The following is a 15529-nucleotide window of genomic DNA, read 5'->3' as shown; positions in this document are numbered from 1 at the left end:
CTCTGTTCGCTTGATCTGCCGTTATTGCTGTCGGCCGGCGAAGACCACCACCACCTTGTCTTCCCCCTTCTCCCGCACGAAGCCGTAGGGGGCATCGGACAGCTTCTTGTGGCTGCCCGCCGCAATGGCCGGATGGGCGGCGCGGAACTGGCCTAGCCGTTGCCAGTGTTTGACCAGCTCGGCCTTCTCGCCGCTCCCCAGCTCCTGCCAGTTCATGTCCGAGCGCACGCTCTGATCGAACACGCCGCCATCCTTGGCGAGCCCGCGTCCCGACTCGTCCCCGTAGTAGATCTGGATGCCACCTGGCAGCATCATGAAGCTGCTCGCGACCCGGCGCTGCAGCGCCACGTCCTGGTAGTCGCCGAAGAAGAGCTTGGTGTCGTGGGAGCTGATGTAGCTCAGCACGTTGAACTCGGGATCCTGGTTGATGCGGCTGGCGTAGCCGGCATAGGTGGGTTCGGCCCCCGCCATGCACTGGGCCTGGGGCAGGGCGAATTCACGCTGATAGTCGAAGTTGATCAGGGAATCGAAGCCGTTCTGGTACCAGAAATCCTTGGCGACCCCGTGATCCCACACCTCGCCCACCATGTAGAAGGGGAGGTCGTCGAGCTTCTTGGTCGGGTTGGCAGCCTTCCACTCCTTGAGCGCCGTCGTCCCCGCCTCCTTGAGCTTGGCCCAGACGGCGGGCTCCAGGTGCTTGACGGTGTCGGCCCGGAAGCCGTCGATACCAAAGCGACGCACCCAGTCGGTGTGCCAGGCGATGAGATAGTCGCTCACGGTGGCGTCGGGCAGGGCCTTGGCCCTGGTGTCTTTTTTCGCGGCCAGCAGCGGCGGCAGGCCCACCGGTTTGGTGGATTCGGTCAGGAAGTCCGGCAGTCCGGCCACCGAGCCGGTGACGTCGTCGGTGCCGGGCTGGGGATAGCCGGGCAGACCGGCCCGAACCCAGTCGGGCCCCCACCACTTGCTCCACTCGCTGGACTGGTAGTCGATAAACTGGTTGTAGCCATGCCAGTTGAGGCCGCCGCTCGGGCGCCATTCGTTCCAGCGGGTCGGCAGCTTGCCGGTGTTCTGGGTGAGATCGGAGAGCCCCAGATCCTGCAGATCCGCCAGGGTGGCGTAGCCCGCGTGGTTCATCACCACGTCCAGGATGATCCGCATGCCGCGCTTGTGGGCCTCGTCCACCAGGGTCTTCAGGCTCTCCTCGTCGCCGTAGTTGGGATCAATCCTGGTGAAGTCCAGCGCCCAGTAGCCGTGGTAGGCATAGAAGGGGAAGTTGCCCTGCTCGCCACCGCCGATGAAACCGTGGACCTGCTCCACCATGGGGGTGATCCAGATGGCGTTGATGCCGAGCTGCTTGATGTAGTCGAGCTTCTCGGTCAGCCCCTTGAAGTCGCCGCCATGCCAGGTGGCGACTTCGTCCTGGCCATCCTTCTGGCGGCCGAAGCTGTGATCGTTGCTCGGATCGCCGTTGTGGAAGCGGTCGGTCAGGAGGAAATAGACGCTCGCCTGATCCCAGCTGAAGGGCTCGGCCTTGGCGGCCTTGACCGGCTCGATCAGCAGCAGGCCGCCGCTCTCCTTGCTCGGCGTCAGGGTCAGCTTGCCCCCCTTGACCACCCCTTCATGGCCGGAGTAGGCGTCCCGCAGCCGGGTGCCGTCTGGCCAGACCCCCTTGAGTGAGGTCGTCACCGGGCCGCCATCCCAGCTGATGCAGGGCTCTGTCGGGGGCTGGCGTTTGAACTCGCTCTTTTTGGTCGCCCGCAGCACCTTGAGGCTGGGGGTGTCCGGGTTGAAGGTGAACTCGTAGTCCCCCGCCAGCATCACCCTCAGATTGAAGCTCGCCCCCTTGCTGCACTTGTCCATGGGCTGGGCGGTGCCGAAGGGGAGCGGCTTGGCCTCGGTCGGCCCGAAGCTGGTGCCGCAGCTGTTGCCGGCATCGCTGATGCGGATCTGGTGGCTGCCCTTGTCCAGCCTGTGGGTCAGGGTGACGGTGCCCTTGTCCAGCGCCAGCGCCTCGGCCACCGGTTTGCCATCCACATGGAGATAGACCTCGGGGGCGGCCAGCGCCTGGCCGGCGAACAGTGGCGTGGCCAGCACGGCGAGCCACAGGGCTGATGGACGGAGATCGAGACGAGACGAGGAGCGCATAGGCCATTCCTTGAGCTGAGTGGGGTCCGTTGAGGCACTCATTCTAGGGGCCATGATGCCGGGCTTGGACCGGCAAAATGCCGATTTGTGACGTCAGTTCAAATGGTTACGTTTTCAAGAATGGAAAAGTGTGAAGCGGGTGTGGCGCCCATGAAAAAAGCCGGTCAGTTGACCGGCTCGTTGGCGTTAGGGGCTCGTCACACGGTGAAGAACTTGAAGTTGACGAAGGCCACCGCGATGAAGGAGGCGACCATGCCGCTGATGCAGAGCACCGCCGGACGGATGGCGGGCCAGCGATGGGCCAGCAAGATGATGGCCAGCAGGGTCGGGTAGAGGCCGAACATGTAGCGCGGCATGGCGTTGAGGCCGGTCATCAGCGGTATGGTGGTACAGATGAACATCAGGGTCGCCTCGGCCCAGCGTTTCTGGCTGAACAGGTAGCCGTTCAGACACCAGCCGAAGATCACCATGATGGAGAGGTAGGCCTTGCGACCGCCCAGCTCGAAGCCGCTCAGCCACCAGTCCAGGGGGCTGTCCATGTAGCGGCCCCAGGCGACCTGGATGTGCTTGAAGGCGAGCGCATCCCCGGTCAGGTGGTAGAGGTAGACCATGTAGGAGAAGAGGCCGAGGGGGATGAGCCAGAGGGTGAACACCACCTTGAAGGCCCGTTCGGTGAAGCGGAAGAACTCGCGCCAGCCGTAGGCCTGCAGGGCCAGGATCAGCACGGGGAACACCATCATGACCCCCAGATTGCGGGTCGCCGAGATGAAGATGCCGAGGAAGGCGACCATCAGCCACTGCTCGCGATAGGCGAACAGGAACATCCCCAGCATCAGCGCCATGAACATGGGCTCGGTGTAGCCGGAGACGAAGTAGGCGGAGAAGGGGGAGAAGGCCAGCAGCCAGACCCCGAAGCGGGCGGTCTCATCCCCCAGCTTGAGCTGGCGCAACACCAGCAGCATCAGGGGCAGGCTGATGAAGAAGGCGACGTTGGCCACCAGCATCAGGCCGATGAGGCTCTCGATGTTGAGCAGGCTGGAGAGCCCGCCGGCGAGCATGGGATAGAGCGGCATGAAGGCCCAGTTCGCCGCATTGCCCTTGCTGAGCCAGCGCGGATAGAGGTCGTAGCCGTTCTCTATGATGCGCTGGAACCAGACGCAGTCGAACTGGCAGTAGGCCTGCAGCGGGCCTATGTCGGTGGTGCCGTAGAGCTGGACGCCGAAATAGCCCATGCCGTACAGCGCCACCCGGCTCAGCACGAAGGCGGCGACGATCATCAGCCAGTCGCGGCCGCTGATGCGCAGTGACGGGCGATAGGGGAGTGCAGCCCCGGTTGACGGGGCAGTATTGGTCATATCATTCATCAGGCAAAAACCCAGATACGGGAGAGAACGTAGGTGAGCACGGTGACGGTCAGGGTGGCGATCACCACCGGCAGCAGGCCGGAGAGACCGGCAAACAGCAGACCGCTCAGGATCAGGTTACGCACTGCCAGGGAGAAGAGGGCCACCAGCAGGAACTTGCTGGCGGCACCCTGTTTCTGGAAGGTGATGTAGCGGTGGCCGAAAAACGAGAACCAGAACGCCACGGCAAAGGCCAGGGTCGTGACCAGGTGCTCGGAGATGGCGGGCCAGGTATGGAACAGGGCGACTGAGGTGCCCAGATCGACGAGGGTGGCCCCCCCGCCGACGAAACCGAAGCGCACCAGCCGCCAGAATTCCTCGCGGGAGATCATTGGGGCGTCGGCTCCTGGTCATTCTGCTGGCCGTCGGCAGCCTGCGGTTTGTCCGCCTCGGGCCGGGCATACTGGCCGTAGACTCCCTCGATGAGGTAGACGGGGCGCTGCTTCACCTCGACGAACATGCGGCCTATGTACTCCCCGATGATGCCGAGCGACAGCAGCTGGATGCCGCCGAGGAACAGCATCACCGACATCAGGGAGGCGTAGCCCGGCACGTCGATGCCGAAGAACAGCACCTGGGTGATGATCTTGAGGATGTAGAGGAAGGCGATCAGGGAGACGCCGACCCCCACGTAGCTCCACACCCGCAGCGGCCAGCTGGAGAAGCTCATCAGGCCGTCGAGGGCGAAGTTCCACAGCTTCCAGTAGTTGAACTTGGTCTCGCCGGCGTGGCGGGCGGGGCGCTCGTAAGGGACTCCGACGGCGCGGAAACCGGCCCAGGCAAACAGCCCCTTCATGAAGCGGTTGCGCTCGGGCAGCAGCTTGAGGGCCTCGACCACCTTGCGATCGATGAGGCGGAAGTCGCCGGCGTTCTCCGGCAGCTTGGTGCTGGTGGAGAGCGCGTTGAAGAAGCGGTAGAAGCCGCCGGCGGTCAGGCGCTTCATGGGGGTGTCGGCGCTGCGATCCACCCGGATGCCGTAGACGGTGTCATAGTCACCGGTCTGCCACAGCTTGACGAACTCCAGGATGAGGGCCGGGGGATCCTGCAGATCCACGTCCATGGGGACGATGGCGTCGCCCTTGGCCTGGTGCAGGCCGGCGGTCATGGCCGCCTCCTTGCCGAAGTTGCGGGCCAGGTTGACCAGGGTGACGCGGGGATCGCGGGTGATGGCCTGCTCGACCACTTCGCGGGTGCGGTCACGGCTGCCGTCGTTGACGAACACGATCTCAAGCCGGTCTTTGAGGGGGGCCAGTTCGTTGTCTATCGCGCTGATGAAGGCGTCTATGCTCTCTTCCTCGTTGTAAACGGGCACGACCAGAGAGAGTCGAAAATCGGCATGCGACATGTGAACTTCCTTATTGAAAGAATTATTTTATAAAACAGCTTGTTGAGTCTTCAGCTTCACTGAGCGACGGTCAGGCGCACCGACTGGACGTTGAGCGGTGTCGGGGCGGAGAGCGCCAGGAAGTTGGGGTGCTTGGGATCGGCGGTCAGGGAGTCTCCCGGCAGGCTGAGGCGGATCTCGTTGATGCCCGCCTTGGCCAGCTTGACCGTGGTGGTGAAGTCATGACCCAGGGCCACCTTGAGCAGGGCGCCGGCTTCGGGGCTGTTGATCCTGGCCTGGATGGTGAGCTGCTCCGGTTGAGCCTGCTGCTTGGGCAGCACGAAATAGAGCCCGCCCTGACCGCTCAGCTCGGTGCCTTGCTCGCTCGGCTTCTTGGCCCAGCCTTCGCTGGAGAGGAAGCGGCTCGGCTTGGTCAGGTTGAGTTCGTTGCCCGGCTGGTAGGTCATGCTGGAGTTGTGCTCCCAGAAGCGGGTCTTGCCTTCCAGGTAATAGAGCTTGTAAGCCAAGCTCACGTTGGGGTGAGCGGCCAGGTAGAGGGTGTACAGGTAAAAACCGCTCAGTGCCAGGATGGCAGCCAGAAAACCGAACTTTTTGTAGGTCATATCACTCACTCGACGCCCGACAGATTGGTAGGCAGATTTCGCGCATATGCTAATCCAATTGCAAAAAAAGCATAGTGGATCACAAAAATATATTTGCTCACATATTAACCCTTGATTTCCCTGCTCTCCAAGCGGTTTTGGGCTCGTTCGTCACCGCTGTTTTCCGGGGGGGGCCTTTGCACCGCCGCCTGGCTGCCCTGGCCGTTCTCCTCTCAGGCAAACGGCTGATATTTATCATCCTTGTGGCAGGATCTGTCGCCATTTCGCCCAGGCACCGTTAAGATGACTTGTCCCGCCGTCAAGGATGACTCATGAGACTGCTATCTCTATGCGTGCTCTGCTGCCTGCCCCTGCAACCCCTGTGGGCGCAATCCCTCTGTCCTTCCCCGCTGCGCGTCGGTTTCGACGACTGGCCCCCCTATCACTATTACCAGCAGGATGGCGACAAACGACGGCTGCGCGGCTTCGCGATCGACTATCTCAACGCCATCTCGGCCCGGCTGGGATGCCGCCTCCTCTATGTTGAGCGACCCTGGAAACGGGGGCTGCACGATCTGGAGCTGGGGCGGCAGGACATCGCCATGGAGGCCTACTTCTCCGAGGACAGGGCGCGTTATGCCTGGTTCTCCATCCCCTACAATCCCGGCAGGACGGCGCTCTGGGTGCGCAAGGCCGGCACCGGCGATGAAGCAGATCTGGAGAGCTGGCTGGCCCGGGGGCACCGACTGGGGGTCACCCGGGACTACTACTATGGCGCCGAGATCACCGAGCTGCTGCGCCGCTACCCTGATCAGGTGAGCGCGGTCAACGATGTGCAGAATTACCGCAAGCTGGTGCTGGGCCGGATAGACGGTTTTCTCGGGGATAGTTTGGCCACGCCCTGGGGTCTGAAGAAAGAGGGGCTGTCGGAGGAGGTGGTCCCTCATGTGATGGGGATCTACGAGACGCCGACCTCTTTCATGTTGAGCAAGAAGACGGTATCGAGCGAATTCGTGCAGCGATTCAATCAGGCGATCCTGGCCGTCGGCAAGAGCGGGGAGCATGCACTCATCTGGCGACGCTACACATCCGCCCGCTAGCAAAGTCGCCGCCATTCCCGCATCATGGGCACCTGACCGTGGCGCCTGACAGGCCGAAGTGAACCGATTTGAGGCAAGCGTGGTAAGAAGCATGGGTAAGAAGTATTGGTTGGCGTTGGCGAATCTGATCTGGCTCGGCTGCTGGCCGGCTGGCATGGTCCATGCCAACACTGAGCAAGCTGTGGTGGCCAGTCCCAGCATCCAGCATGACTGGTATCAGAACAGCACCGCAGAGCTGGCGCGCCAGGAGCTGGAGCAGCAACTGCAGGAGGCGGTGCTGGCCCAGCTGCACCCGGACTTCTACCGGCTCTGGCAACGGCTGCAGAAGACTCCGGCCGATCGGCGCGGCGCCCTCTATGACGAAGCCTTCGCCAAGCTGGCCCGCTTCCAGCAGGCCTGGCGGGCCATGGATCTGGTCGCTCGCGAACAGATGCAGACCCAGAAGCTCGATCTGAACCAGCCCCTGGCCCATGAGCCGGTCGGTGACAACCTGCTGGATCGGGTCAGGCAGCTCAGGCCCCAGGTGGCGGAATACGACGCCGTGCGCGAGGAAGTGCGCAAGTTGCTGGCCATGCCCATGGCCAAGCGCTGGCCCAATCTGGAGATGCCGACCCTGAGGGCCGGCGAGAGTTCGGCCGAGCTCGGCCAGATCCGCTCCATCCTGAACGAGCTGGGGGATGGCGCCCCCAACCACCAGGACAGCACCTATGATCCCGAGACTGAGCAGGCCATCAAGCAGTTCCAGCGTCGCCACGGCCTGACCGCCGACGGCATCATAGGCCGCCAGACCCGCTCCTGGCTCAATACCGGGCCCGAGGTGCGCGCCAGCCTGCTGGTTCGCAACCTGTGGCGCCGGGATCTGGTGGATCACCTCGCCGGTCGCTACGTGCTGGTCAACATCCCGGATTACCGCCTTAGCGTGGTGGAGTCCGGCAGCGAGGTCTTCACCAGCCGGGTCATCGTCGGCAAGGAGCAGCGGGCCACCCCCATACTCGCGAGCGAAATCCGCTCCATCGTGCTCAACCCTGCCTGGCATGTGCCGCGCTCCATCCTGAGCAAGGACATTCTGCCGAAACTCGGGCGCGATCCCGCCTACCTGGATCGCGAGCAGTTCGAGGTGATCGACGGCGAGGGCAATCCGGTGCAGTTCAGCGAAGACGGCTGGCACCACGCGCTGGCATCCGGCTTCCCCTACCGGCTGCGGCAAAAGCCGGGGGACCACAATGCCCTGGGCCGCTACAAGTTCTACCTGCCGAACAACGACGCCATCTACCTGCACTCGACGCCGCGCAAGTCGCTGTTCGAGCAGGGGGCCCGCGCCTTCAGCTCGGGTTGCATCCGGGTGGAGCACGCCGACGATCTGGCCGAGCTGCTGCTGGCGGACTCCCGCTATCAGCCGGACAAGGTGGCCAGCATCCTGAAAGAGACCCAGACCAAGTGGCTGCCGCTCAGCACCCCGATACCGGTGTTCACCGTCTACTGGAGCAGCTGGATCGACGAGGAGGGGCGCCAGCAACTGCGCAACGACATCTACGGATTCGACAGGGTCAGCTATCAAAGCCGCTTGTTGTGATCCTCGCCACAGAGTGAAGAGCCCGGCCTGTGCCGGGCTTTTTCATGGGCGTTTGCGGTTTGACAGCGCTTTTCCCGGCAGGTAGTTTCGGCCTCTGTATGACATTCATTCACCATGAGATGGACGGACAACGGATGCTGGAACAAGGGATAAGCCGACGCCGTCTGCTGCTGGGAGCCGGTTGCCTGATGGGCACCAGCCTGCTGTCGTTTCCGGCGGTGGCGAGCCGCAGCACCTCGGGGCGTGAGCTCAGCTTCTTCAACCTCAACACCGGCGAGCGGGTGCGTGCCAGCTACTGGGAAGATGGCCACTACCTGAGCGACGGTCTGGCGGAGCTCAACCACATCTTCCGCGACTACCGCCGCAACGAAGTGTTCAATATCGACAGGAGGCTGTTCGATCAGCTGTTCCTGCTGCAGCACAAGCTGGGCCGCAAGGGGGAGATCCAGCTCATCTCGGGCTACCGCTCCCCGGCCACCAACCGGCAGAAGCGGCGCAAGAGCCGCGGCGTCGCCAAGCAAAGCTACCACACCCTGGGCCAGGCTGTGGACGTGCGCCTGCCAGGCGTGCAGCTGGCCCATTTGCGCAGGGCCGCCCTGGATCTCAGCGTCGGCGGGGTGGGGTATTACCCGTCCGACAACTTCGTGCACCTGGATACCGGGCCCGTTCGCAGCTGGTGACAGGTGCGCAGTGGTGTCGTATGTCGCCGCTGAACGCTGGCAATGAGTGGGGGGCGGCTGCTAGGCTCTGGACTCCAGCCAGAGGAGAGAAAGATGAAGCAGATTTTGATCGGGGGAATGATCGCCCTGCTGCTGACCGGTTGCAGCAAGCTCAACCGGGAGAACTACGACAAGCTGAAAGTGGGGATCAGCTATGCCGAGGCGAGCGCCATCCTCGGCAAGGCCGAGCGTTGCGACGATGCCCTCGGCACCACCAGCTGCGTCTGGGGAGGAGAGGGCAAGAACATCAAGATCCGTTTCATCGCCGACAAGGCGACCTTCTTCAGCTCTGAAGGGATCAACTGAGTCAGATTCATCGGTTCATTGCCAGCAAAAAAGCGCCGTCCGGCGCTTTTTTGTTGTTCGCGATCCGCCCAGGGCGGCCAGAAACTGGCGCACTCAGTGGGTCGCGTACTGGTAGTTGAAGGTGGGCAGCCCCCACTTGAAGCGCACCGCCAGCAACCGCAGCACGAAGCCGATGCCGATGGCGCCGAAGGCGGCCCAGTCGTTGGGCAGTCCCTGATCCAGGGCGAGGCAGTAGAGGGCGGCCGTCACCAGGGAGACGGCGGCATAGAGCTCGCGCTTGAACACCAGGGGGATGCGCTGGCACAAGAGATCCCGCAGCACGCCGCCGAAGACGCCGGTCACCACGGCCATGATGCAGGCGATGCCGGCCCCGTGCCCCATCTCCAGTGCCCGGGCGGCCCCGAAGATGGAGAAGACCACCAGCCCCAGGGCATCGAGGGCCAGGAACAGCTTGCCGAGGTAGCGCATCAGGGGGGCTGAGATGACCCCCGCCATGGCGGCGCCCGCCACCAGCAGCACGTATTCGGGGTGCTCCACCCAGAGCAGGGGGTAGTGTCCCAGCAGCACGTCCCGGATGGTGCCACCCCCGATGGCCGTCGCCGAGGCGATGATGACCACGCCGAACAGATCCATCCGCCGCCGGCCCGCCGCCAGCGCGCCCGTCATTCCTTCGGCCACCAGGCCCAGCAAGAAGAGTGCATGTAACATGAGTTATCCCAGGGTGCGAGAAAGGCCCGCATCCTAACAATCCAGCGCTGGTGCGACAAGCACTCTTGCCAGTGCATTAGATTAAGTAATGAAAAGGGGGCTTTCGCCCCCAGTTTTGATCATGGCTTTCCGGCTCAGCGGCGCAGCTGCTCGGCTCTGTACTGATCCACCCACATGGCGGTGGCGCCGCAGATGGCGACCGGCATCACGAACAGGTTCACCACCGGGATGGCGGAGAAGAGGGTGACCAGGGCGCCGAAGCTCAGGCACTTGCCGCGGCGCTGCTTGAGGGCGTCGCGCATGGTGATGAAGTCGATCTTGTGGTTGTCGAACGGATAGTCGACGTACTGGATCGCCATCATCCAGGCGCTGAGGAGGAACCAGAGCACGGGGGCCAGGGTCTGTCCCACCACGGGGATGAGGAAGAGGATCAGGCAGCCGATGGCCTTGGGCAGGTAGTATTTCAGCTTGGTCCATTCGCGGCCGAAGGTGCGCGGTACATCCTTGACCACGTCCAGCATGCCGGTGTCGTTCATGGTCTCGCCGGTGAGGACCTGTTCCACCTTCTCCGCCAGCAGGCCGTTGAAGGGGGCGGCTATCCAGTTGGCCACCGAGCTGAAGATGAAGGAGAAGACCACCAGTATGGTGATCAGGGCGATGGGCCAGAGCAGGTAGTCGAGCCAGGAGAGCCAGCTCGGGATCTGCTGGTGCAGCCAGGCGAACAGGCCGTCCAGCTGCAGCAGCAGGGCGTAGAAGGCCCCGGCAAACAGCACGAAGTTGACCAGCAGGGGGATCATCACGAAGGTGCGGATGCCGGGCTGGCGCAGGAGGGAGAAGCCGCGCAGGAAGTAGTCTGCGCCGCTGACCGAATCTTTGACCATGTGGGGTGATTGGCTCATGTGAGCTCCATCAGTGAATGGGGAAAGTGCCAGCATATTACAAACAAGCCCTTGATTTGGTAAAGTCGCCGACTATTCCTTGTCTCTTGCCCGTTGCGACTGGCCGCCGGGCCTTGGGATGCTGCCTGCATCTGACAAGCAAAGCCGGGCTTGGCTCTTTGCCCGCCTCCTCCTTAATTTTCGTTACCGACATAGGCCGCCATGCGTCTGAAATTGATCAAACTCGCCGGTTTCAAGTCGTTTGTCGAGCCGACCCGCATCGAGCTCAACGCCGACATGACCGCCGTGGTGGGACCCAACGGTTGCGGCAAGTCCAACGTCATCGACGCCGTGCGCTGGGTGCTGGGGGAGAGCTCCGCCCGCCACCTGCGTGGCGAGAACATGACGGACGTCATCTTCAACGGCTCCGTCAACCGCAGCGCCCACGGTCGCGCCTCGGTGGAGCTGGTGTTCGACAACCCCCACAACCGGGTGCCCGGCGAGTTCGGCCGCTTCACCGAGATCTCGGTGCGCCGCGAGGTGCTGCGCGACGGCTCCAACCACTATCTGATCAACGGCCAGAAGTGCCGCCGCAAGGACGTCACCGACCTCTTCCTCGGCACCGGCCTCGGGCCGCGCAGCTACGCCATCATAGAGCAGGGCACCGTCAGCCGGCTGGTGGAGTCCCGCCCTGCCGATCTCAAGCTGTTCATGGAGGAGGCCGCCGGGGTCTCCCGTTACAAGGAGCGGCGCCGCGAGACAGAGCAGCGCATCCGCCACACCCAGGAGAATCTGGAGCGCCTCGGCGACATCCGCTCCGAGCTGGGGTCGCGCCTCGAACACCTCAAGGCCCAGGCCGAGACCGCCGAGCGTTACAAGCAGCTCAAGAGCCGCACCCGCGCCGCCAAGGCCGAGCTGATCGGCTCCGAGCTGTGGGCGCTGGAGACGCGCCTCGGCGAGGCCAAGAGCGAGCTGGCCCAGGCCGAGCAGGCGCTGGCGGCCCTCGATGCCAAGCGCACCGCAGACGAGGGCCGCCACGTCACGCTGTCGGTGGCCCGCCAGGAGGCCCAGGCCGAGCAGGCGAGCCGCCAGCAGCAGATCTTCCTCGGCGGCCAGGCCATCGCCCGCCTCGAGCAGCAACAGCTTCATCAGACCGAGCTGGGCCGCGACTGGCAGGCCAGGCGCCAGGCCCTCGGCGAGCGCATCGACGGGTTCAAGGCCCAGCTGACCAGCCAGCAGGAACAGCAGGCCGAGGGCGCCCTCCAGGCTGAGGTGGCGTTGGCACGCCTCGAGCAGTGTGAGCAGTTGCTCGCCGACCAGCAGGGCGTGCGTGCGGCGGCCGGCGAAGGGCTCGAGCAGGCGCGTCAGCGCCAGCAGCAGTGGCAGCAGCAGCTGGGCCAGTTGCAGGGGCGGCTCAACCAGACCCGGGCCGAGGTGAACGGGCTGCAGGAGCTGCAGGCCAAGACCCGGCTGGCCCGTCTCAAGCTGGAGGATGAGCAGGCCGGCCCCCTCGGCGGGGAAGGGGAGAACCTGCAACCCGAGCTCGACGCCCTGGCGGAGGCGCTCGCGCTCTCCCGCGCCCGCCATGAGGAATCCGAAGAGGCCTGGCAGGCCGGCGTGGCCCGCCATGAAGCACTCAAGGCAGAGCAGAGTCGCCAGCAGGGTTTGCTGCGGGAGCTGGAGGCCCGCCTCGCCACCCTGGATCAGATCCTGGGGGATCAGATGGCGGGCGCCACCCTGGCGGATCGGCTGCAGGTTCCCCCCGAGTGGGCCCGGGGACTGGACAAGGTACTCGGCCGCTGGCTCACCGCGACGCCTGCGGATGAGTGCCATTCAGAACAGCATGGGCTCTGGATCGGTCCGTCCAGGCCCGCGGTGCCGGGGACCCTGGCGGCCCAGATCGGGGGGGCGCACATCCCCGCCTTCCTCAACGCCATCTGGCTGGTGGGGAACCGGGAGGAGGCGCTGGCCCGCCAGCACCGCCTCTCTGCCGGTGAGTCGCTGCTCACTCCCGCCGGCGACTGGTTTGGCCCGAACTGGGCGGATCTCGGCGAGGGCAAGGCCCTCGGCACCCTGGCGCTGCTCGGCGAGCGTGAGCGGTTGCACACCGAGCAGGCCGCGGGCCGGGAGGCTCAGCGCCGGCTCGATGAGCAGCTGGCCGAGGCCGACGGGACTCGGGCCCAGCTGCACGGCGCCGTTGAGCTGGCTCAGCGCACCCTGCGCGAGCAGGAGCAGCGGTGGCAGCAGCTGCGCGAGGCCTGGAGCCTGCGCGAGGGGCAGCGCCAGGAGCGGTTGCAGCGCCTCGGTCAGCTGGGGGAAGAGCTGGCCCGGCTGGCGCAAGAACAGGCAGAGGAGGCCGAGCGGCTGGACGTAGCCAGGACCCGGCTCGAGCAGGACGAGGCGGCCCTAAGCGAGCTGCAGGAACAGGGGGAGGCGCTGGCCGAGGCGCTGCAGCTCGCCCAGGAGACGGTGAGCGCGGCGGAGCGGGGACTGGAAGAGGCCCGTGCACGGCGGGAGCAGCAGCAGGCCGCCTGTCAGCGGCTGCTGCTGGAGCAGCAGAATCTGTCCCAGCTCATCGCCCTGCGGGAGCAGGAGCTCTCGCGCCTCGGGCTGGAGCTGGCCGAGCTCAAGGAGCCGGGGGCTGCGCCGGATCAGGATCTGACCCCCCTGCTGGTGGAACAGCGCAACCTGGAGGCGCAGCAACTGGCCTGCCATCAGCGGCTGGCGGAGCTGGAGCGTCAGCTGACCGAGCTGGAGCAGGCCAGGAGCGCCGACCACAAGCAGCTGGTGCAGCTCCAGGAGAGGCTCGCAACCCTGCGCCTCGAGCGCGAGCGCAACCTCACCCGGCGGCAGGGGCTGCACGAGCAGTTCGAGGAGCTGGGGGTGAGGCTGGTGGATCTCGATCAGGCGCGGCTCATCGCCGCCGATCGCGGCAAGCTGCGCCAGGAGATCCAGACCCTGGAGGCTCAGGTGGAGGCGCTTGGCGCCATCAACCTGGCGGCGCTTGAGGAGTATGAAGAGGCGAAAACCCGCGCCAGCTACCTGGAAAACCAGTGCCAGGATCTGGAGCAGGCGCTCGAAACCCTGAGCCAAGCCATTAAAAGAATTGATAAAGAAACACAAATACGCTTCCGCGACACTTTCGATAAGGTCAATGAAGATTTAAAATCCCTGTTTCCGAAAGTGTTCGGGGGGGGCAGTGCCTGGCTTGAACTCACCTCCGACGATCTTTTGGAGGCCGGGGTGAGCATCATGGCGAGACCTCCGGGCAAGAAGAATGCTACCATTGCCCTGCTTTCCGGGGGGGAGAAGGCGCTAACCGCCCTTGCGCTGGTTTTTGCCATCTTCAGACTCAATCCAGCACCATTTTGTCTGCTGGATGAGGTGGATGCACCGCTCGATGAAGTGAACGTGGGTCGCTTCTGTTCTCTTGTCAAAGAGATGTCGAGCACAGTACAGTTCGTCTACATCAGTCATAATAAGGTCTCCATGGAGATGGCAGAGCAGTTGGTCGGCGTCACGATGCAAGAGCCCGGGGTTTCGCGCATAGTGTCGGTCGATATCGGCGAAGCCGTCGCTTTGGCTGAGCAAAACTAGAAAGAGAAGCAGCTAATGCAGGAATTGCGTTACATCTTGGTTGCCCTGGGCGGTATTGCCATCGCGGCATTGCTCATTCACGGGTTGTGGAGCAACAGAAAGAACCGTCAGGCACCGATCAAGGAGAAACCCCTGGGTCGGATGGAATCCAAGTCGCGGGAACGCGACAGCGATGCGTTTGACAGCGATGGTATCGGTCAGGTGCGCGTGGTCAGCGGTGGCCGCCGTGCCGAGCCCAAGCTCCACCACGATGAACCCCGCCAGCCGGACGTCAGCCGCCGTGCCGCCGCGCCCGCCTTCGATGATGAAGATGACGATGTCGATCTGCCGCCCCCCGTGGTGCGCAAGCCCGCCGCCCGCCCGGTGGCGCCTCAGCCCGTCTATCAAGAAGAAGAGGACGAGTATGAGGAGCCGAGCGCAGAGCCCGTGGAAGAGGCGCCTGCCGCGCCTGTGCGCAAGCCTGCCCAGGTGATCCGCCGTACCCCGGTACACCGTTCCCGCCCGCAGCGCGAACCCATGATGCAGCCGCTGGACGAAGAGCCGCTGGTGGAGCCCGCCTACGCCCAGGCGCCGACCTTTGGTGCCCGCGAGGCCGCTCCGCAGCAGGCGCCCCGTTATGCCCAGCCGGCACCGGCCTATGAAGAACCTGCCTATGATGACGAGCCCGCCTATCAGGAGCCGGTTCATGCGACCGAGCCTGAACCCGCCCCGGCCCCGGTCGAGAAGATCTGGCAGGATGTCTATGTCATCAACCTGATGGCGCGTCCCGGTCACGACCTGCAAGGGGCCACCCTGCTCTCCTCCCTGCTGGCGCTCGGCTTCAAGTTTGGCGAGATGGACATCTTCCACCGCCACGAGGATCTGGGCGGCAAGGGCGAGGTGCTCTTCTCCATGATCAACATGGTCAAGCCGGGCACCTTCAACCCCTATCGCATGGAGCAGTTCAGCACCCCGGGTGTGTCGCTCTTCATGCAGCTGCCGCTGCGCAGCAATGCCGCCTTCGCGTTCGAGCACATGTTGCAGGCGGCGGATCAGCTGGCCAGCGATCTCGACGCCATGCTGACCGACGCCTCGCGCAGCCCGCTGAGCGACGATACCATCGCCCGCTACCGCCACGAGCTGGCGGCCTACGAGGCGAGCCGCGACTAATACGCCATGCGGGTCGAATGAATGA

13 protein-coding genes are annotated in these 15529 nt (G+C 64.3%); 6 read left to right on the top strand and 7 right to left on the bottom strand.

All coding sequences use genetic code 11. From position 1 onward, the window contains the following. Positions 1–21 precede the first annotated feature (21 nt). From R2B70_RS14540 to R2B70_RS14520, 5 genes are all read right to left on the bottom strand, one after another. Positions 22–2145 carry an alpha-amylase gene (locus tag R2B70_RS14540; protein WP_318161842.1) on the bottom strand — a complete coding sequence of 708 codons (2124 nt, stop codon included), beginning with the start codon at positions 2143–2145 and terminating at the stop codon, positions 22–24. A gap of 197 nt (positions 2146–2342) precedes the next feature. Next, positions 2343–3509 carry a hypothetical protein gene (locus R2B70_RS14535; protein WP_318161841.1) on the bottom strand — a complete coding sequence of 389 codons (1167 nt, stop codon included), beginning with the start codon at positions 3507–3509 and terminating at the stop codon, positions 2343–2345. Continuing rightward, entirely contained in the window at positions 3509–3880 is a 372-nt protein-coding gene (locus R2B70_RS14530; RefSeq protein WP_209793891.1) for a GtrA family protein, read from the bottom strand. The genes R2B70_RS14535 and R2B70_RS14530 overlap by 1 nt, the downstream gene beginning before the upstream one ends. Beyond that, entirely contained in the window at positions 3877–4893 is a 1017-nt protein-coding gene (locus R2B70_RS14525; protein WP_318161840.1) for a glycosyltransferase family 2 protein, read from the bottom strand. The genes R2B70_RS14530 and R2B70_RS14525 overlap by 4 nt, the downstream gene beginning before the upstream one ends. A 56-nt stretch (positions 4894–4949) precedes the next feature. Continuing rightward, a complete protein-coding gene (locus R2B70_RS14520; RefSeq protein WP_042074263.1) occupies positions 4950–5495 on the bottom strand; it encodes a hypothetical protein in 546 nt (181 codons plus the stop codon). Positions 5496–5806: 311 nt separating this feature from the next. On the opposite strand from R2B70_RS14520, the gene R2B70_RS14515 reads away from it, so the two are divergent. From R2B70_RS14515 to R2B70_RS14500, 4 genes are all read left to right on the top strand, one after another. After that, the gene (locus R2B70_RS14515; RefSeq protein WP_219142601.1) at positions 5807–6574 is read left to right on the top strand and encodes a substrate-binding periplasmic protein; all 768 of its coding nucleotides are present in this window, start codon (positions 5807–5809) and stop codon (positions 6572–6574) included. A gap of 91 nt (positions 6575–6665) precedes the next feature. Then, complete coding sequence (locus R2B70_RS14510; RefSeq protein ID WP_209793888.1) at positions 6666–8147, top strand: L,D-transpeptidase family protein; 1482 nt, start codon at positions 6666–6668, stop codon at positions 8145–8147. A gap of 134 nt (positions 8148–8281) precedes the next feature. Continuing rightward, on the top strand, positions 8282–8827 hold the full coding sequence (locus R2B70_RS14505; protein ID WP_042074266.1) for a DUF882 domain-containing protein: 546 nt from the start codon (positions 8282–8284) through the stop codon (positions 8825–8827). A gap of 93 nt (positions 8828–8920) precedes the next feature. Further along, positions 8921–9172 carry a DUF3862 domain-containing protein gene (locus tag R2B70_RS14500; RefSeq protein ID WP_209793886.1) on the top strand — a complete coding sequence of 84 codons (252 nt, stop codon included), beginning with the start codon at positions 8921–8923 and terminating at the stop codon, positions 9170–9172. A gap of 93 nt (positions 9173–9265) precedes the next feature. Here the strand turns inward: R2B70_RS14500 and R2B70_RS14495 are convergent, their stop codons facing one another. Together R2B70_RS14495 and cysZ are read right to left on the bottom strand one after the other, a co-directional pair. Further along, positions 9266–9880: a trimeric intracellular cation channel family protein gene (locus R2B70_RS14495; RefSeq protein WP_042074268.1), complete on the bottom strand. Its 615-nt coding sequence runs from the start codon at positions 9878–9880 to the stop codon at positions 9266–9268. A 134-nt stretch (positions 9881–10014) separates the two neighbouring features. Further along, entirely contained in the window at positions 10015–10779 is a 765-nt protein-coding gene (gene cysZ, locus R2B70_RS14490) for a sulfate transporter CysZ (RefSeq protein ID WP_318161839.1), read from the bottom strand. A gap of 201 nt (positions 10780–10980) precedes the next feature. On the opposite strand from cysZ, the gene R2B70_RS14485 reads away from it, so the two are divergent. Together R2B70_RS14485 and zipA are read left to right on the top strand one after the other, a co-directional pair. Continuing rightward, the gene (locus tag R2B70_RS14485; RefSeq protein WP_318161838.1) at positions 10981–14355 is read left to right on the top strand and encodes an AAA family ATPase; all 3375 of its coding nucleotides are present in this window, start codon (positions 10981–10983) and stop codon (positions 14353–14355) included. 15 nt (positions 14356–14370) lie between these two features. After that, positions 14371–15504, top strand: coding sequence for a cell division protein ZipA (gene zipA, locus R2B70_RS14480; protein WP_042074273.1), 1134 nt, complete (start codon positions 14371–14373; stop codon positions 15502–15504). The last annotated feature ends 25 nt before the right edge of the window (positions 15505–15529 follow it).

The sequence above is a fragment of the Aeromonas sp. XH genome, from assembly GCF_033348475.1.
GTDB classification, from domain to species: Bacteria; Pseudomonadota; Gammaproteobacteria; order Enterobacterales; family Aeromonadaceae; genus Aeromonas; species Aeromonas sanarellii.
Note: the sequence above shows the minus strand (reverse complement) of the source record. Positions and strands in the feature narration are given on the sequence as shown.